The organism is Serratia sp. Res13-Sevr-LER1-36-b, assembly GCF_015673035.1.
GTDB classification, from domain to species: Bacteria; Pseudomonadota; Gammaproteobacteria; order Enterobacterales; family Enterobacteriaceae; genus Chania; species Chania fonticola_C.
The window spans coordinates 68,397-87,037 of record NZ_JADACK010000037.1 but is presented as its reverse complement, the minus strand read 5'-3'; the positions used below and the strand labels follow the sequence as shown (position 1 = coordinate 87,037).

Below are 18,641 nucleotides of genomic sequence, written 5' to 3'. Positions count from 1 at the left end.
GCTGGTTATTTTAGCTGAACCTTCATTGTTCATCATAAATAACCTTTCAAGCGAGGATCGCATGAATATTAAACCTCTGGTACTGCTGGTTTCCCTCTCCGTTGTTTCCGGTAATGTTTTAGCCGATGATTATTTAGAGGGGTACTACGGGGCAATAAAACTATTGCACGCCAGACAATCAGCAGAAGATATGGATACCAGCAGCCGTCCAGGCGTGGGTGATTTTGTCAGCGGTGACGAAAAACATAATTTCTATAACGGGGCTATCGCTGCAGGCTATCAATTTGGCAATGGCTGGCGCAGTGAGGCGGAGTATGTGTTCAAAAAGAAAAGCGAATACACCAGCGGCTCCACCACCTTTGCCAGTAGCTACAATCACCATAAAGTGGACGCTGAGCGCCTAATGCTCAATGCCTATCGTGACTACGCGCTAGGGTATGACTTCTCGCTTTATGGCACGGTCGGCCTGGGTATCGCCAAAGTGAAATCCGACGGCTGGCAGGGTAATACCTCGCGCCAATACGCGGCAAGCACGCAAAATAATCTGGCTTACTCCATCGGCGCAGGGATCAGCTATGCGGCGATGGAAAGGCTCAATCTAGATTTGGGCTACCGTTACGTGGATATGGGCAAGATTGAAAGTGGCTACAATAACTTCACCAATGCCCGTGGGTTGAAAGATGAGCAAATGAAAGCACGCTTGGTTTCCAGTGAGTTTGCTTTAGGCGTGCGTTACCTGTTCTAGCCTTATCATTGATACCGGGCCGTGAGTTGCGTCATCGCGGCCTATACCTGCTGAACAATCCGTTCGGAGGTTCCTCCCCCTGATCGATCGGAAAAACCATCACTCATGCTGCTGCCATGATAGTCACCTCGGTTTTTTGCTGTGAGATAAGTGATAATAGCCGCCATGCGATGCAGATTGATCATTCTGCCATGCCCTGGCGGCGTGGCGTAGTAGAGGAGTAACCGATGTATCAGGATTTTGACAGTGAGTTGAAGTGGGCCATGCGCCATATGCCACGTACCCGCGCGGCAGTAGCGGCGTTACCGGATCTGCACGGCGTGCGCCTGGCGTGCAACATGCACCTGGATCTGAAAATGGCCCCGTTGGTAGCTGGGCTGCTGGATAAGGGCGCGGCCATTTATCTCACCACCTGTAACCCGACGACGGTACAGGATGACGTAGTGGCCTGGCTGGAGCGTCACGGTGCCCAAGCGCACGCCTGGCGTGATATGAGCGATGCCGACTGGTCTGAATCGTTCGACCGCGCGCTGGCCTGGGGGCCGACTCATCTGTGTGAGATGGGAGCCGATCTGACCACTCGCCTGCATCAATCTGCCAATGGCCCGCAGATCAAGGCTGGGCTGGAAGCGACCGGTTCAGGCATCAGCCGCTTGGGGGGCATTGCGCCACGTTACCCGATCTTTAACTGGGATGACCTGCCGGTAAAAGAAGGGCTGCATAACCGCCACATGGTTGGGCTGACCGCCTGGCATACCTTCTTCCAGACCACGCATCTGACGCTGCATGAAAAATGTGTGGTGGTGATTGGCTATGGGCTGGTAGGCCAGGGCGTAGCCGCTTCTGCCAAGGCTTATGGCGGGCAAGTTATCGTGGCGGAAATCGATCCGGCTCGTGCTTTGCAAGCGCGCTACGATGGTTGGGCGGTAGTCGATTTAGCCACTGCCGTAGAGCAGGCGGACGTGATTGCCACGGCCACCGGAGCCAAGAACGTGCTGTCTGCACGGCACCTGGAGCGGGCCAAGGATGGGGTGTTTATCCTCAACGTTGGACACGTGGCGGAAGAGATCGACGTCGGTTTCCTGCAAGCCCTGCCGCACAGCGAGCCAATGCCGTTTGTGAATGCTTACCAACTGGCAGACAAAACGCTGTATCTGCTGGCCAACGGGTCTATGTTCAACCTGACGGCAGGCTACGGCGACAGCCTGAATGCCTTTGATGTGACTCTGGCCGTGATGGCCGCCGGTATCGGGCATATCGTGGGGGCCGGTGAGCAGCATGCTGCCGGATTGTACCTATTGCCGCAATCTGCCTGGCAGCCAGCGCTGTAACTTTTACCTTGCGGGCGTACAACCCAGTACGCTCGCGGGTTGCATAAATTTTGCGCCGATAGATTTTGTCACAAATAGCTACTCACAATCACAGTGCAATTCTATATCCCTCACTTATAATTCAACGCAGTCGGTTCTCTCCTCCGTTACAGAGTAATACATGTGAAAATCCGTGTTTTGGTTCTAACCCTGCTCGCGTTGCAAGCCGGTTCTGGACTGGTGCCGAGTGCATTAGCCAGCAATAAAACCGCCGCAGTGCAGGCCACCCAGCCTGAGCTGGCTTCTGGCAGTGCCATGGTGCTGGATATGCAAACGCATCGGGTGATTTATTCACGTAACCCCGATGAAGTGGTCCCTATAGCCTCGATCACCAAGCTGATGACGGCGATGGTGACGCTGGATGCCCGCCTGCCGCTGGACGAAATGCTGTCGGTTGATATCAGCCAGACGCCAGAAATGAAAGGGGTCTACTCCCGGGTGCGCTTGAACAGCGAAATCAGCCGCAAGGATATGTTGCTGTTGGCGCTGATGTCGTCGGAAAACCGGGCCGCGGCCAGCTTGGCGCATCATTATCCAGGGGGCTATAACGCCTTTATCAAGGCGATGAATGCCAAGGCGAGAGCGCTAGGCATGACCAATACGCATTACGTTGAGCCGACCGGGCTATCGATTCATAACGTGTCTACCGCGCGTGACCTGACCAAGCTGATGTTGGCGACCAAGCAGTACCCGCTGATCGGCCAGTTGAGCACCACTACCGAACGGATGGCGACCTTCAAGGATCCCAACTATACGCTGCCGTTTCGCAATACCAACCATCTGGTCTACAACCAGAAATGGAATATCCAGCTGACCAAAACCGGTTTTACCAATCAGGCCGGACACTGCCTGGCGATGCGTACTGTGATTGGTAACCGCTCCGTTTCGCTGGTGGTGTTGGACGCCTTTGGCAAATATACCCATTTTGCGGACGCCAGCCGTCTGCGCACCTGGATTGAAACCGGCAAAGTAACGCCGATCCCAGCGGCGGCGCGCGATTATCGCCGCCAGAAAGATGCCGCCCTGGCGAAGAACGACACGGAATAAAACGTGACTTATTAGCCTGCCGCCTGTCGCGGCAGGCTATCACTTTCCCATTCTGCAAAATTAACGACTTAAACCCGCACCTACAGTAAAATCATTAAGATTTTCCCTCTTCATGTTTTCAACCCGCTATGCTAAACCGGTATGGCTATCCCACCCTTTGATAAGGAAAGTGCATTTTGGCAGGCAGTAGCTTATTAACCCTGATCGATGACATTGCTTCGTTACTGGATGATGTTTCACTGATGACGAAAATGGCGGCCAAAAAGACCGCCGGGGTGCTGGGAGACGATCTGGCGCTCAACGCCCAACAGGTCAGTGGTGTTAAGGCCGATCGTGAAATCCCCGTGGTGTGGAAGGTGGCCAAGGGCTCGTTTATCAACAAGGCGATCCTGGTACCGCTGGCATTGCTGATCAGCGCTTTTGCCCCTTGGGCGATTACGCCGCTGCTGATGATCGGTGGGGCTTACCTCTGCTATGAAGGGTTTGAAAAGGTTTACCACAGCCTGATGCACCGCAAGGGCGCAGAGGCAGAAGAGAAAGCGGAACTGGATACCAGTGAGGACGTTGCAGTCTATGAACAGCGCAAAATCAAAGGCGCCATTCGTACCGACTTTGTACTCTCCGCCGAGATTATTGCCATCACGCTGGGGACCGTAGCCGGAGCCACCTTTAGCCAGCAGGTGATTGTGCTGTGTGGTATCGCCATTGTGATGACGGTAGGGGTGTACGGCATCGTGGCGGGCATCGTCAAGCTGGACGATCTGGGGTTCTACCTGGCCTGTAAGCGTAGCGCGCTGGCGCAATCGTTAGGGCGAGGTATTGTCAGTGCGGCACCTTATCTGATGAAAACGCTGTCGGTGGTGGGTACCCTGGCCATGTTTATGGTGGGTGGCGGGATTTTGACCCACGGGCTACCGCCTGTGCATCATCTGTTCACCGACTGGGCGAGTTATTCTATGGTGGTACCTGGCGTAGGTGCGATCCTGGGGGGGCTGACCCCTACGCTGCTGAATGCAGTGTTCGGCCTGATCGCCGGTGGCGTTGTGATGCTGGTGGTCTCTGGGATTAGTTCGGTGCGGGCTCGTTTTAAGGCTTGATGCAAAGAAGATACGGCAGACCCTTCTCAATCAACTCTCTATCCACCATAGGGCGCATTGAAGCGCCCAATGGTGGTGAGAACTAGAAGATCAGTTTGAACACACCGGTAATGGTCAGTAGGCCAACAATAAAGATAATCGCAATAATCCACAGAAAAATTTTCATCCGTCTCTCCCGACTGTTTATGTTTAGTGAATGCGTGAATGCACGCTGAGATCGCTAAGCCACGACAAGATTAACTATAGATGAAAATCAGCAGCTTGCCCGGAAAGGGTCTAAGGCAGCGTATGGCTGCCGCCATTCAGTGGCCGCTGCATAATGTGGGTATCCAGCCAACCGCCAAATTTAAACCCGACGCCGCTTAGGGTGCCGATGCTGGTGAAGCCCAGCTTGCGGTGCAGGGCAAGGGAGCCTGCATTGCCAGCAGCATCGCCAATCGTTGCCAGCATTTGCCGCCACGGGCCGTGTTCACAGCGAGCAATCAATGCGCCGAGTAATGTCTTGCCAATACCGTGCCCTTGCAGGCCTTCGGCGACATAGACCGAATTCTCGATGGTGTAGCGATAAGCAGGCCGCGGCCGATACGGCGTGGCATAGCAATAGCCCACGACGCGGTCTTCCATCTTCGCCACCAGCCATGGTAACCCCGCAGCCAAGACGTTATGGCGGCGCTGGTGCATCTCTTCCAGCGTTGGGGGCGTTTCTTCGAACGAGGCTGGCCCGTAAAGCACGTGATGAGCATAAATCTGTTGAATGGCCGCCATATCCTCAGTGCTGGCATCGGAGACGCTTAGCGTTGCCAGCGGTGGGGTTGCAAGTGACATAGTGCTCCCTTTTATGATGATAAATCAGAGTACCAAGGCATTATGCACCGCGCCTGGCGACAAGATAAATTGGCTTTTTGTCTGGCGGGGATAAGAAAAAATGATGGTATTTTTCATGCAGAGAAATGTGTTCAGTGAAGAAAGGTATGTTATTGCGTTAGGTGTTGCCCCTCACCCTAACCCTCTCCCACAGGGAGAGGGGACCGAACGTGCCACAAATCTGTTTCCGTGCCTAACTTCGGCTTCCTATTAGCGAATGGCAACTTACGTGCTACAGGTTAACGTCCGCATCTGACTCAAATCATGCCTTGTTAGGTGAAGTTACAGACCATCTCCCACACCTGACGACGGCTCTGCTCTAGCTCCCTCTCCCTGTGGGAGAGGGTTGGGGTGAGGGGACACGGGTTACCGCCGCATCAGTTGCGTGACGCACTGGCGTAGATAGTCCAACAGCGCCGGCGTGAGCCAGGTGCCCTCGGTCAATGTCGGCTCTTGCTCCATCGCCTGGCGGATCTTCATCTGGGTGGCCGGATTGTCACTGGCATAGGACTGGAATAGCTCCAGCCAAAGGGCCGCCAACTGTTTAGCCTGTGTCGATGCAGGCGCAACCTCCTGCTGCATCGCTTGCTGGAATTGAGCAATCAGCGCTGGCCATTCCTGAATGCGATCAAAATAGTGCGTGCGGACATAGGCATATTCGGTATCAGACAGGTATTTTTGATAGATCGCCAGTTTGGTTTCGGCAAAGGCACGGGTGATATAATCGGTCATTGCCGGTGTGATCCCCGTTTGTTCGCGCATCGAAGGCTCATCGGCGTGCATGGCGTTGAGGCGGCTCAGAAATGCCGGATTGCCTGCGGTATCACGCTCCAGCGTGCACATCCAGCGGCGCGCAATAGCCTGAGCACGCGGATCTTCGGCGCTTGCCCCACCGTCCATCAGTTCTTGCACCGTGCTCACCATCTCCTGCCATTCACGATTACGCGCTTCGTCGGCCTGATAGAACGGCAGCTGTGCCAGTTCGTCGGCGGTAAAGTATTTATCGTACATGGTCATCATCTCCAACGTGATCAGCCAATCATTCAATTCGGGTTCACTGCCTTGGGTCAATTGGGTGTGCATATGCTGTAAGCGGCTGCGCAGCGTGGTTATCTGCGTCAGTTGCCGATCGAGCATGGCAATTTGCTGTTCAATAACCGCGGGTAACGCCAGCCCCGAGTGCGCCAGAATCGAGTCGATTTCTGCCAGTGCGACTCCCATTCGCCGCAAGGCTTGAATATGGTGCAGGCGAGTAATATCTTCCCGATTGTAAAGGCGATATCCGGCATCAGAACGTGCAGAGGGGATCAGCAGCCCAATGCTGTGATAATGATGCAAGGTTCTTACGGTTATTCCCGAACGGCGGGCAAGTTCGCCGACTTTCAGTAACATGCTGATTATCTCCCTGGTGTGAGCTGAGATACTACAGCCTGACGTTACGTGAGGGTCAAGCAGGGAGGGGGGAATTTTTGTGAAGCATTGCAGGCACCAACAACCGGCACCTGCAACCGATCGCGGGGGAAGTTACCAGCCTTTGACGGCACCGCCGTTGAAGATCTTTTCTGCCGCTTTGGCGACTTCATCGGACTCGTAGGCTTTCACGAAATTCTGCACGTTCTGCGCATCTTTATTATCTTCGCGTGCCACCACGATATTGGTGTACGGCGAATCTTTATCCTCGATAAAAATCCCGTCCTTGGTCGGCGTCAGGCCTATCTGGTTGATATAGGTGGTGCTGATCACCGCCACCGCGACTTTAGGATCGTCCAATACCTGGGGCAGTTGCGCACCCTCCAGCTCCATAATCTGGTAGTTGTGCGGGTTGGCACTGATATCCAGCGAGGTTGGCAGCAAGCCTTTGCCCTGCTTAAGCTCGATCAGCCCAACCTTTTTCAACAGCAACAGGGCGCGGCCCAGGTTGGTGGGATCGTTCGGGATGGCAATTACTGCGCCATCCTGCAACTCTGACAGCGATTTGATCTTTTTCGAATAGCCAGCCATTGGGAACACAAAGGTGTTGCCTACCACCACCAGTTTGTAGCCGTGATCTTTATTTTGCTGTTCCAGGAAGGGGCGGTGCTGGAATACGTTGGCATCCAGTTCGCCTTTGTCGGTGGCATCATTGGGTAGCAACGAACCGCTAAAACCAATCAGTTCAACGTCCAGGCCATATTTCTCTTTGGCCACCCGTTTGGCGACTTCCGCCACGTCCTGCTCGGCACCGTTAATGACGCCAACCTTGATATGGTTTTGATCGGCCTTCTGATCGCACCCTTGTAATAACAACGTTGCTGCTAATGCTGCGGCCAAGGCGGTGCAGCGCCAAACAATTGCCATGAGTGACTCCCTGTAAAAACAATAAGATCGGTCAGTGTTGTGCCAACAGCTAAACCTATGGACGTAGCCAAGTCAAATCCGGGTTAAGCACAATTTCTTATAGCTCATAACACGGCGATCAGCGTGGCCGTAACACCACGATACCCGGCGTATTCAGTACATAGTTGGCAAACGCCGAGTCCATCACTTTGTGGTTTTCCGGGCGTGAGGAAGCATGGCGCAGCACCGGCCCATTTTGGGTCATGATAAAGAAGCCGGTATGGGTAACGTCCAGCCCAGCCAGCTTGGTATAGATACCGATATAGTCGCCGGTCTGTAATTGGCTAATCACCTGCTCATCAATAAATTCGCTAGGGATATAGGTGATGTTGCGCTCGGTGACAGCGATGCCAGGCAGATAGAGCTCGCCATCCGCTTTGCGGTTGAGCTGTTTGACCACGGTGACGGCATGCGGGTTGAGCTGCGCGGTGACGTCATCGGCAAGGATCTGGTGGGTGTGCGCCCAGTCGGTGAAGAAATGCTTGCGCTGCGTGAAACTGACATCTCCATTGATATAGCGCGTCTGAATCACATTTTCGACGAAGTCGTTTTCGCTGGTGGCGGTTCTGAGCGCCTGCACGTAATCCAGATAGGTAAAGCAATCTACCCCACGGAAATCGATCACCAATTGTTCTGCAGCGGTAGCGGAACCGATCAGCCGGTTGGCTAGGTAAGGGGTTTCCAGGAAAGTCTGCGAGAGCAGCTCGATGGCCCGCCCTTTATCGATTTCCGGTACCGCCGCATGCAGAGCCAGCGCTGCATGCAGTTTGTTTACTGTGTAATCGTCCATTACTGTCGCCATTGTCAGAGGTTTCACCTGTTGCGGTAGGGATTCTACCGGGATTTTGGCCGGTTGTTTACCGCTGCAACCCATCAGCGTCGTACTCAATATTATCAGGGCCAAGCCACGCATCCCTCTCTCCCAAGCGATCATTGGTTTGGCCAGTATGGCGTGCGCAAGGTAAACCCAGCATCACCCAAAAAGCGGTAAATCAATAGCCCACTTCATTATTGAACGGCAGATACCAGAACAGTGCGATCTCATGATCGGCAATGTCCGGTTGCCCACGATAGAGTAAATGATCGATGCCACCCAGCACAAAGCCATAGCGCTGATAGCAGCGGCAGGCAGTCAGATTATTGTTCTGGGTTTCCAGCATCAGCCCCGCGGTGTCCTGCTCTCGTGCCCAATGACGTGCGGCATCCAATAGCGCTGTGGCTACGCCTTGGCGGCGAGCGGGGCGGCTAACGGCAATCTCCTCGATCAGCGTATAATCGTTCCAGTTTTTGCTGAGAGTGATATGCCCCACGGCTTCCCCTTGGTAACGAGCGAGGAAGGTCTCCCCATCGTCATTGAGGAACGGGGCCAGCGGATAGACTTTATTGAAAGGAACCACTGGCTGGGTTGGCCACTGCTCGACCGGCTTATCAAAACAGGGTTGAGCATAACAGGCGACGGCAAAGGAGAAATCACCGTATTCCAGGTAACCAAAGGGGAGTTCGCTGATAATTTCAATGCCGATCGCCTGATGCAATTATTCCAGCTCCCTTAGCAGCCTGGCGGGGTTGCCCGCATAAATGCCTTTGCGGGTAATGCTTTTGCTGACTACCGCACCGGCACCAATCACCACGTCATCGCAGATTTCCACGGCCAGTATGGTGGCACCAGAACCTACAGAAACCCGGTTGCCGAGCCGCGTGTGCCCCCAGCTTGCCGGGTCGGCGTTAGGGGCGCCCCCTTTGAACAGATCGTTGGCAAACATCACGCCGTGGCCAATAAAGCAATCTTCGCCCAAGGTTACGTATTCACAGATAAAGCTATGCGACTGGATCTTGCTGCGCGCGCCCACGCAGACGTTCTTCTGGATCTCGACAAACGGGCCGACAAACACATCGTCCCCCAACTGGCAGCCATACAGGTTGCTGGGTTCGATCACCATCACGTTCTGTCCGGCCTGCACGTTATTAATCCCGCTTTGGCGGGTGCGGATCTTGGTTGTCATGGTCTCCCTCCATCAAGTAACGCAACATATTGATTATAGTGCAGAGTAACCCACAGGCCGCTGACAGCGTACGTTTTTTCAACCAAAGACTATAATTGATGCAGGGCCGAGAGCCTGATAGCCGCAACCCTTGCGCGGTGTCTGAACCGCCAGTGGTGTGTTTTCCGTTCGCCGATCGCGGTTGGCGGCGAAATGAGGAGGTGTCTCATGGTCAATCATGTCTGGGGTCTGCTGGCGCATCCCAACGCCGAATTCAAACAGATCAAAAGCGAGAATGAATCCGTCTCGCACTTGTATACCCACCACGTGCTGCTAATGGCATTGATACCGGTGGTCAGCGCGTTTATCGGTACCACGCGGCTAGGCTGGCTCTCTGGTCAAGGGCAGGCAATCCGCCTGGATATGTTCACTGCTTTCTACACCGCCGTCGCGTTTTATCTGTTGATGCTGGCTGGCGTGGCGATCATGGGCAAGGTGATCCACTGGATGGCGCGGCGTTATGAATCCCGGCCAAGCCTGCACCTGTGTATGGTCTTTGCGGGCTATGTTGCGACCCCGATGTTTCTCAGCGGATTAGTGGCGCTCTACCCGTTGGTCTGGCTGTGTCTGTTTGTCGGCATTATCGGCCTGGCGTATTCGGGCTATCTGCTGTATCTCGGCATTCCACACTTCCTGAATATCGATCGCAAAGAGGGATTTATCTTCTCCAGCTCAACCTTGGCGATCGGCATCCTGTTACTTGAATTGCTACTTGGACTGACTGTATTGCTGTGGGGGTATGGTTTCTGGTTATTCTGAAGTTAGCGTGATCGTTGCCCCTCATACCTTGTGGTATGGGGGGCTTTTGCTTAAATAAGCTGTACTCGACCCTCTGGATTTGTTACTCCCGCCTGCTTATTATCAACTCATTAAATGATACCGACTGGAATAATTGATGGCGACAATGAAAGAGGTGGCGCAGCGAGCCGGGGTTTCCGCTGCGACGGTCTCTCGGGTGATTAACAATACCGCCTATGTTGAGCCAGTGACCCGCGAGCGTGTCGAAAAAGCGATGCGCGAGTTCAATTACCACCGCAATGCGGCGGCGCTGGCGTTAGCCAAACGTAGTGGCAACATGCTGGGGCTGCTGACCGGCAATCTGGCCGATCCCTTTTTCTCGCGCCTGGCGCGTGGGGTGGAAGAGGTAACCCGCAAAGAAGGGGCGAAGCTTATGGTGTGCAGCGGAGGGCACCAGGCGGAGCGCGAAAAGGCCGGGTTGGATTTTCTGATCAATCAGGGTTGTGAGGCGATTGTCGCTCACATCACCCGTATGAGCGATGCCGATGTGCTGCGCTATGCCGCTCACTCCCCCGGTTTGGTGATCATCAATCGCTACTTTCCTGCCATTGCCAACCGCTGCGTGTGGTTGGATAACGTCAGTGCGGCTCAGGCCTCGACCGAACATTTGCTGCAACAGGGGCATCGGCGCATTGCCTGTGTGACCGCCGATTTGCCCATCGATGACCGCAAGCTGCGTTTGCAGGGCTATCGCAATGCGATGGCACAGGCGGGGATCGACGTTCCGGGTGAATGGGTGATCAGCGTGCCCTTTGATGAAGAGGGGGGAGAATTGGCCGCAGAGCAGATACTTTCCAGCCGTCATCACTTTACGGCCGCAGTGACGTTTAATGACGTGATGGCCGCCGGCATGATGCGAGCCTTGCACCAGCGCCAAATCCCCTTGCCGCAGCAACTGTCGATTATCGGTTTTGATGATGTGGTGCTGGCGCGCTATCTGTACCCCGCGTTAAGCACCATGCATTATCCCATCGAGCGTATGGCCAAACGAGCGGCCAAGCTGGCGCTGTTGAGCCAGCAACAGCAAGGGTTGCCGCCGCAAAATAACATGTTTAGCGCTGAACTGGTGCTGCGTGACTCGGTCACTCGCTGGCAGGGATAGCTTGTCCATAGATTGTTCTGAGAGCTGCATCACAAAGTTGTCCGTCATGAAAGCGGTTACATGGCTTGAGGCGCTAGCTCACACCCCGGTAAACCAGGATTCACTACGCTAGCGGCACATCAATAACAACTCGGGGTGACCTATGGATGGTAAGAAAACGCTCAACCTTTGGCTGGCTTTGCTGCCGATCGTTGCCATGCTGACGCTGTTGATCGTCGGCTATGGGGTGTGGGAATTACGTATTGAACCGCTGTTACTGCTTTCGGCTGCCGTTGCTGCCGGATTGGCACTGTGGCAGGGCTACAGCTGGGATGACATCATCAACTCGATCGTCAGCAAGCTGGCGAAGGCCATGCCGGTGATCATGATCCTGATCTGTGTCGGCGGGCTGATTGGTACCTGGATGATCAGCGGCACCATTCCTTACATGGTGTACTGGGGGCTGAAAGTGATCAGCCCGCAATATATTCTGATCGCGGCCTTCTTCCTCACCAGCGTGATTTCCGTCTGTACCGGCACCTCATGGGGGTCTGCGGGTACAGTTGGTGTTGCGCTGATGGGCGTTGCGGCAGGGCTGGATGTGCCGTTGGCAGCAGCAGCGGGCGCGGTGGTTTCCGGTGCCTATTTCGGCGATAAAATCTCTCCGCTGTCGGATTCGACCAACTTTGCCGCTATCGTGGCCGAAACCGATCTGTATGCGCATATCAAACACCTGATGTACACCACACTGCCCAGCTTTGTGCTGGCAGCCACCGTTTACCTGATCGCCGGTCATAGCAGCATGGTGGGAACGGTTGCCACGCCACAGCGGGTCACTGACATCATCGTTGGGTTGGAAAGCCTATACCACTTCAACCTGCTGCTGATCCTGCCGCCGGTGCTGGTGCTGTGGGGAGCAGTGACCAAACGGCCGGTGATCCCAGTCATGCTGGCTGCCTGTGTGCTAGCGATCGGCCTCGCCGTGGTGATGCAGGGCTTTAGCCTGAAACAGGGTCTGAACGCGCTGATGGACGGCTTCAACCTATCGATGTTTGCTGAACGCGGGCATGACATCAGCGGCGTGATCGCCGATGTTCCGCGCTTGCTTAACCGGGGTGGCATGTTCTCAATGATGAGCACCATCCTGCTGGTACTGTGTGCCTTCTCGTTTGCTGGTGCGCTGACCTTGACCGGTGCGCTGACGGTGATTATCAACCGGTTGCTGAAAGTGGTACGCACCACAGGCCAACTGATTGCCGCTACGGTGGGTACCACCATTCTGGTCACCGGCGCGACCAGCGATGGCAAGCTGGCGCTGCTCATTCCGGCAGAGCTGTATAAGGACGCCTATCGCCGCATGGGATTGGACAACACCAACCTGTCACGCACCATCGAAGATGCCGGTACGGTGATTGAACCCCTCATTCCCTGGACGGCGGCCGGTGTTTATATGGCGACCACGTTGGGAGTGAACACGCTGGATCTGCTGCCTTGGGCGGTGCAGTGTTACGCGGCAGTCTTCTTCGCTTTGATTTACGGTTTTACCGGTTTTGGCATCGCCAGAGTGACGCCAGAGGCTCAACAACAGGAGATGCCAAATGAAACAGCCTGATTTCAACCAGGTGGTCGATCGCCACCATACCAGCTCGGTAAAATGGGATTTCATGGGGCATTACCTGCAATTGAACGAAACCGACCTGCTGCCGATGTGGGTATCAGACTTTGACTTTCCTTGCCCGCCAGCAGTGCAGCAGGCTTTGCATGCGCGTGTCGATCATGGCGTATTTGGCTATAGCGAACGTGATGAAGATTACTACCGGGCGGCTATTGAGTGGTTTGCCCAACGTCACCAACTACCGCTGCAACGGCAATGGTTTACCTCGATCGAAGGGGTTGTGCCGGGGATTGCGCTGCTGATCCAGATGCTCAGCCAACCCGGTGATGGCGTCGTGGTGCAGGGGCCTTATTACGGCTCCTTTAAGAAGGTGATCACCCTCAATGGTCGTCGGGTTCTCGAGAACCCACTGCAGGAGCGGGAAGGGGAGTATCACTTTGACTTTACCCAGTTGGCCGAGCTGTTGCAGCGGGAGAAGCCGCCGTTGCTGGTGTTGTGCAATCCGCATAACCCAACCGGCCGCTGCTGGAACCAGCAGGAGCTGACGCAATTGCTGACGCTGTGCCAGCAACACGGGGTGACGGTGATCTCTGATGAGATCTGGGCGGATTTGATCCTGCCGGAAGAGCGCTTTACCTCGGTTTTACACCTGGGGTCGCAGTGGCACGATAGGGTGATTGTGGCAACCTCTGCCAGTAAAACCTTTGGTCTGTCCTCGCTACGCATCTCCAATTTCCTGATCCCGAATGCGGCGCTGCGTGAGCAATTTGTCGAACGGCTCAATGCGCACGGGCTAGACGTTTTCAACGCGCTTGCCATGACGGCAGCGACGGCGGCTTACCAGCAGGGTGGCCCGTGGCTAGATGCTTTGTTGGCTTATTTGGCCGAGAACCGGCGCTGGTTTGCACAGGCGTTGGAGCAGGCGGCTCCCTGGTGCCGGATGATGTCAGCACAAGGCACTTATCTGGCCTGGCTGGATTGCCGTGCGCTGGGGTTGAATGATGAAGCTTTGCAGCTGGCCATGCGTCAACAGGCCAAGATTGCGCCTTCGATGGGCTATGGATTTGGCGAGCAGGGGGAGGGGTTTATCCGCATCAATCTCGGTTGTCCGCGCGCCTATCTTGAAATGGCCGTCGCAGGGTTGGCTAAACTAACCGATTGATTTTATAGTGGGCGCAGCATGCTGCGCCCACTTAGCGCCCCTCCAGTATAAAGCCTCAGCTATGGCTAACCACCACCAGTTTCTGGTTCACAAACTCCTTAATCCCCAGATCTGACAGCTCGCGGCCAAAGCCGGAATGTTTAATACCGCCAAACGGCAGCTCAGGTGCGGTATCGGTCAAGGAGTTGATATACACCATGCCGGTTTCAATGCGTGAGGCCAGCTTTTTGGCTCGTTCAATATCGGTGCTGAAAATGGCCCCACCAAGCCCGTAGTGGGAGTCGTTGGCCAGCTTGACGATCTCCTCGTCATCGCTCACCACATAGACCTGCGCCACCGGGCCGAAGAACTCGGTGAAATAGGCCGGGTTATCGCGGCTGATATGCGTGAGGATGGTGGGTTCAAAGAAGTTACCTTCGTGCTGTAACGCCTTGCCGCCCAGGTGCAGTTTGGCCCCTTGCTTCACTGCCTCATTGACCTGCTCGGTCAGCCCTTCCAAGGCAGACTTGGAGGATAGCGGCCCTAAGGTGGTGGTTTCATCCAGCGGATCGCCCATTTTCACATTCTTGAAATGCTCGGTGAGCTGTTGCAGGAAGGCTTTCGCCACTTTCTCCTGCACGATAAAACGCTTGGCGGCGGTACAGACCTGCCCGGCATTGTTGAGCCGTGCCTCTGCACCCACTTTGACGGCCTTCTCGAGATCGCAATCGTCGAGCACGACAAAAACGTCGTTACCTCCCAGTTCCAGCGTGGCCTTTTTCAGCTTCTTGGCCGCCTGAGCCGCCACGATGCTGCCCGCTTTTTCCGAACCGGTCAACGCCACGCCTTGCACCCGATCATCGGCGATGATGCTGGCCACCTGATCCTGGGAAATATACAGGTTGGTATAGGCCCCTTTGGGCGCTCCGGCCTCATGCACCAGCTTCTCGAACGCTTCGGCGCAGTGCGGCACGATGCTGGCATGCTTGACCACTACCGGATTCCCGGCTGCCAGGTTAGGGGCGAGCACGCGCATCAGTTGGTAAAAGGGGAAGTTCCAAGGCTCGACCGCCATCAACACCCCGATGGGATGATGCTCGACCCAGGCCTCACCCAGGCTGGACTCATAGCTCACCGGTGCCAGGAATTTTTGCGCATTGTTGGCGTAGTAACGGGCAATCTGGGCACACAGCTTCACTTCACCACGGCTTTGCTCGATCAGCTTGCCCATCTCAACGCTGGCAATGTTCGCCAGTTCCTCCACCCTGCTCTCCATCAGCTCGGCCAGCTTATGCAACACGGGTAGGCGCTGGATGATTTCGCCCTTGGCCCAGTCGGAATGATACAGCGCATCGGCCTGGGCAAGCGCCAGTTCCACCTGATCGTCATTATGCGGGGTATATTCTTTAATTAGCTGATTGTTAAAGGGGTTTACTGTCTGGTATGGCATGAAGTGCTCCTTTCGTCGCTCATGTTGACGCCTGACAGACGCCTTATTCAGAACGTTAAGTCTAGACGATAGGGCTGCGAAGGAGGGGCATAAAGGGCGATCGTGCGCCAGTGCCCCGCATGCAGAGGCTTATTACGAGTGTGCTGAAATGTTCCTTTGCTCCCAAAAGGGCAAGCTCTACCAGCCCCTTCTCCCTGTGGAAGAGGGTGGCTGGTGAGGGGTAAGATAAAATGTTACTGGATGTTGTTACCCCAGTGTTTTTGCTTACTGGTTTTGCCAATGCCGGGATTAAAACTGTTGGTAGGATCGGCATCCTGATAGAAGGCCTGTAAATCCGGTTTGGCATGATACAGATGGCCAACGTTGTGCTCGGCCGGATACTCCGCACCACGCTGATTGAGGATCTCCAACATCTGTTCTTTCAGCGCATGGCTGTCCGCGCCTTTTTTCACCACGTAATCCTGATGGAACACATGGCACATAAAGTGGCCGTAATACAGCTTGTGCACCAGTTGGTTGTCGATCTCCGGCGGCAGGGTTTCAAACCACTCGGTATCGTTGCGGCGCAGGGCGATATCCAGCGCCAGAATATCCTCGACCTGATCGGCATGTACCGCGTGATAGCGCACGGCGGCGCCCGCTGCGGCAAAGCGGTGCAGGAACGCTTTCTTGCCTTCTTCAGGCGTGCAGACGAAAAAGTCACCGTCGGCCCGGGCAAAATAGCTTTGCAGATACTGCTGGGCTTCCTCCACGCCTGGGCCAGCCATTTTCAGCAGCAGATGGTGTTCAAAGCGTTGGCGATACGCTTTCATGCGCGTTGGCAGATGGTTAGGTGCCAGCTTGCTCAGCTTCTGCATCAGGTTATCGGTGAGGTTATGCGGTAACAGCGGCAGTTTGTTCAGCGTGGCATCCACTCGGCCCTTCAGGGTGAAGAAGCGCGGCATTTGATCGGTGCCCAGCTTGTCGATCATCATAAAGGTGTCTTTGCCATACACCTCGGCGATATCGAAAATATCGCGGTGCATATATTCCCCGGCCACCGGCAGATTTTCAAACTGGCTCAGCATATGGCGGCGCAGCTCGGTCAATACCGCGGTATCGTTGGTGCCGATATAGAACACCTGCTCTTTATCTTCTTTGGCGAAGGTGTCCAGACGTACCGCAAATACCGCCAGCTTCCCGGCACAGCCGGAAGCCTCGAACAGGCGGCGTTTATCGGCATTAAAGCGGGAAGGGGTATCGGCATCCACATCGCGCACCCGGCTGGCGTATTCGTTATCCGAAGCGCGCAGTTCGCCATGTTCAACATCGGTTGGCCGGTAATCGCCCTTTTCCAACCGCGTGAGGATCTCTTCCGGCGTGTCGCCCAGGTTAATCCCCAGATGATTGACCAACCGTAACTGGCCATCGGCGTCCAGCTTGGCGTACAACGCCATTTCAGTATAGGCCGGGCCGCGCTTGACCAGCGCCCCCCCGGAGTTGTTGCATATCCCCCCGATCACCGAAGCGCCGATACAGGAAGAGCCGATTACCGAGTGCGGTTCACGGCCATAAGGTTTCAACAGCCTTTCCAGCTTATTGAGCGTGCTGCCGGGGAAGCCTACCACCTGCTTGCCGTTATCCAATACCTGAATATGATCGAGCCGCAGGGTGCTGACAATGACAATCTCACGGTCATAATCCTGGCCGCTGGGGGTAGAGCCTTCGGTCAAGCCGGTGTTGGCCGCCTGCATAATGACAATCTTATCGGCGGCGACGCAGGCTTGCAGGATCTGCCACAGTTGCAGCAGACGGGTAGGGAACACGACGGCCAATGCCTTGCCACCGCCGGAGCGGAAACCTTTGCGATAACGTTCGGTGCTACGCTCGCCGGTCAGCACTTGCGCGTTGCCGACGATATTCTTCAACTGAGTGATAAATGCCTGCGTCATGCCCATCTCCATGTCCCCGCCTGGCTGCAACGGGGTTTAATGTTTAATAGCGTTCCTGATATCCCGCCTCACGTTCTTCTGCACGCAACGTCAGGATCTCCACGCCGTCAGCAGTAACCGCTACGGTGTGCTCCCATTGGGCGGAAAGCTTTTTATCGCGTGTGACCACGGTCCAGCCATCTTTCTTCTGCTTGATGCGGTGGTCGCCCTGGTTAATCATCGGTTCGATGGTAAACACCATCCCTTCCTGCAACACCGTGCCGGTGCCGGGTAGGCCGAAGTGTAGCACCGCTGGGCCTTCGTGCATCTCACGGCCAATGCCATGCCCACAATATTCCCGTACTACGCTGTAACCTGCCTGTTCTGCATGTTGCTGTATGGCGTGGCCGATGTCACCCAGCGTAGCACCGGGTTTCACTGCCCGGATGCCTTGCCACATTGACTCGTAGACATTGTTGACCAGGCGCTTGGCGAGCGGGGTGGTTTGACCGATGCAGTACATTTTGCTGGAGTCGGCAATAAAGCCATTATTTTCCAAGGTGATATCGACATTGACGATCATCCCGGAACGCAGAATTTTGCTGGCCGATGGGATGCCGTGGCAGATCACTTCGTCGATCGAGGTATTGAGCACGTAGGGGAAATCATACTGGCCCTTGCTGGCAGGGCGTGATTTCAGCTCATTGACGATAAAGGCTTCGGCACGGTCATTGATCTCCATGGTGGTGATGCCTTCGCGGATCACTTTATCGAGCATGGCAAACACCTTGGCTAGCAGCGCGCCGGAGTGGCGCATGATGGCAATTTCCTGCGGCGTTTTAATCACAATATCTTTCACCCAACAATCTCCTTCAGCGTCAGCGCGTTATCTTTCATCATCTTCTTTACCAGTTGCGGATAGGTCAGCTCCGGGTTCAGCTCTGCCAGCATGCCGATCCTGATCCAGTGTTCCGCCTGTGCGTTGATAGAACGCGACATGGTCAGGCTGGCGAGCCTGAGATCGTCATGTAGCGTCTCCGAGATTTTTACAATCCCCATAGCCGACTCCGTCAGTGAACAATATACGGAGTGTATACGTTTTGGA

At 55.1% G+C, this 18,641-nt stretch carries 18 protein-coding genes; 8 read left to right on the top strand and 10 right to left on the bottom strand.

The annotated features are described in order from the left end of the window. The first annotated feature begins 61 nt into the window (after nt 1-61). The 4 genes from IMQ33_RS21460 to IMQ33_RS21445 all read left to right on the top strand — a co-directional run bounded on the left by IMQ33_RS21460 (nt 62) and on the right by IMQ33_RS21445 (nt 4,259). On the top strand, nt 62-745 hold the full coding sequence (locus tag IMQ33_RS21460) for an outer membrane protein (RefSeq protein ID WP_024527409.1): 684 nt from the start codon (nt 62-64) through the stop codon (nt 743-745). 227 nt (nt 746-972) lie between these two features. After that, a complete protein-coding gene (locus tag IMQ33_RS21455; RefSeq protein WP_024527411.1) occupies nt 973-2,076 on the top strand; it encodes an adenosylhomocysteinase in 1,104 nt (367 codons plus the stop codon). A gap of 156 nt (nt 2,077-2,232) precedes the next feature. Next, nucleotides 2,233-3,162 (top strand): D-alanyl-D-alanine endopeptidase, encoded by a 930-nt coding sequence (gene pbpG / locus IMQ33_RS21450; RefSeq protein ID WP_098928164.1) that lies wholly within the window; start codon nt 2,233-2,235, stop codon nt 3,160-3,162. Nucleotides 3,163-3,338: 176 nt separating this feature from the next. Beyond that, nucleotides 3,339-4,259 carry a DUF808 domain-containing protein gene (locus IMQ33_RS21445; RefSeq protein WP_196061996.1) on the top strand — a complete coding sequence of 307 codons (921 nt, stop codon included), beginning with the start codon at nt 3,339-3,341 and terminating at the stop codon, nt 4,257-4,259. A 276-nt stretch (nt 4,260-4,535) separates the two neighbouring features. Here IMQ33_RS21445 and IMQ33_RS21440 read toward each other — a convergent pair whose 3' ends face one another. From IMQ33_RS21440 to IMQ33_RS21415, 6 genes are all read right to left on the bottom strand, one after another. Then, complete coding sequence (locus tag IMQ33_RS21440; RefSeq protein ID WP_161739981.1) at nt 4,536-5,084, bottom strand: GNAT family N-acetyltransferase; 549 nt, start codon at nt 5,082-5,084, stop codon at nt 4,536-4,538. Nucleotides 5,085-5,489: 405 nt separating this feature from the next. After that, nucleotides 5,490-6,515: a MerR family transcriptional regulator gene (locus IMQ33_RS21435; protein WP_196061995.1), complete on the bottom strand. Its 1,026-nt coding sequence runs from the start codon at nt 6,513-6,515 to the stop codon at nt 5,490-5,492. A gap of 132 nt (nt 6,516-6,647) precedes the next feature. Beyond that, a complete protein-coding gene (locus IMQ33_RS21430; RefSeq protein WP_098928156.1) occupies nt 6,648-7,460 on the bottom strand; it encodes a MetQ/NlpA family lipoprotein in 813 nt (270 codons plus the stop codon). Nucleotides 7,461-7,578: 118 nt separating this feature from the next. Next, nucleotides 7,579-8,412: a DUF1460 domain-containing protein gene (locus tag IMQ33_RS21425; RefSeq protein ID WP_196067768.1), complete on the bottom strand. Its 834-nt coding sequence runs from the start codon at nt 8,410-8,412 to the stop codon at nt 7,579-7,581. Between the two features lie 79 nt (nt 8,413-8,491). Then, a complete protein-coding gene (locus IMQ33_RS21420; protein ID WP_065686770.1) occupies nt 8,492-9,034 on the bottom strand; it encodes a GNAT family N-acetyltransferase in 543 nt (180 codons plus the stop codon). Further along, on the bottom strand, nt 9,035-9,502 hold the full coding sequence (locus tag IMQ33_RS21415) for an acyltransferase (RefSeq protein ID WP_024527419.1): 468 nt from the start codon (nt 9,500-9,502) through the stop codon (nt 9,035-9,037). It abuts the gene before it with no gap. Nucleotides 9,503-9,709: 207 nt separating this feature from the next. Here IMQ33_RS21415 and IMQ33_RS21410 point away from each other — a divergent pair, with 207 nt between their 5' ends. The 4 genes from IMQ33_RS21410 to IMQ33_RS21395 all read left to right on the top strand — a co-directional run bounded on the left by IMQ33_RS21410 (nt 9,710) and on the right by IMQ33_RS21395 (nt 14,197). Continuing rightward, nucleotides 9,710-10,300: a Yip1 family protein gene (locus tag IMQ33_RS21410; RefSeq protein WP_024527420.1), complete on the top strand. Its 591-nt coding sequence runs from the start codon at nt 9,710-9,712 to the stop codon at nt 10,298-10,300. Between the two features lie 136 nt (nt 10,301-10,436). Then, nucleotides 10,437-11,441: a LacI family DNA-binding transcriptional regulator gene (locus tag IMQ33_RS21405; RefSeq protein WP_161711856.1), complete on the top strand. Its 1,005-nt coding sequence runs from the start codon at nt 10,437-10,439 to the stop codon at nt 11,439-11,441. Between the two features lie 142 nt (nt 11,442-11,583). Further along, nucleotides 11,584-13,032 carry a Na+/H+ antiporter NhaC gene (gene nhaC / locus IMQ33_RS21400; RefSeq protein ID WP_024527422.1) on the top strand — a complete coding sequence of 483 codons (1,449 nt, stop codon included), beginning with the start codon at nt 11,584-11,586 and terminating at the stop codon, nt 13,030-13,032. Continuing rightward, nucleotides 13,019-14,197, top strand: a complete 1,179-nt coding sequence (locus IMQ33_RS21395) for a MalY/PatB family protein (protein ID WP_196061993.1) — start codon at nt 13,019-13,021, stop codon at nt 14,195-14,197. The genes nhaC and IMQ33_RS21395 overlap by 14 nt, the downstream gene beginning before the upstream one ends. A gap of 55 nt (nt 14,198-14,252) precedes the next feature. On the opposite strand, the gene IMQ33_RS21390 is transcribed toward IMQ33_RS21395, so the two are convergent. The 4 genes from IMQ33_RS21390 to IMQ33_RS21375 form a co-directional block, all read right to left on the bottom strand. Further along, nucleotides 14,253-15,626, bottom strand: coding sequence for an NAD-dependent succinate-semialdehyde dehydrogenase (locus IMQ33_RS21390; protein ID WP_196061992.1), 1,374 nt, complete (start codon nt 15,624-15,626; stop codon nt 14,253-14,255). Between the two features lie 233 nt (nt 15,627-15,859). After that, nucleotides 15,860-17,557, bottom strand: a complete 1,698-nt coding sequence (gene dld, locus IMQ33_RS21385; RefSeq protein WP_370572137.1) for a D-lactate dehydrogenase — start codon at nt 17,555-17,557, stop codon at nt 15,860-15,862. Nucleotides 17,558-17,600: 43 nt separating this feature from the next. Then, entirely contained in the window at nt 17,601-18,395 is a 795-nt protein-coding gene (gene map, locus IMQ33_RS21380) for a type I methionyl aminopeptidase (RefSeq protein WP_196061990.1), read from the bottom strand. Next, nucleotides 18,392-18,595, bottom strand: a complete 204-nt coding sequence (locus IMQ33_RS21375; RefSeq protein WP_024527427.1) for a ParD-like family protein — start codon at nt 18,593-18,595, stop codon at nt 18,392-18,394. The genes map and IMQ33_RS21375 overlap by 4 nt, the downstream gene beginning before the upstream one ends. Nucleotides 18,596-18,641 lie beyond the last annotated feature (46 nt).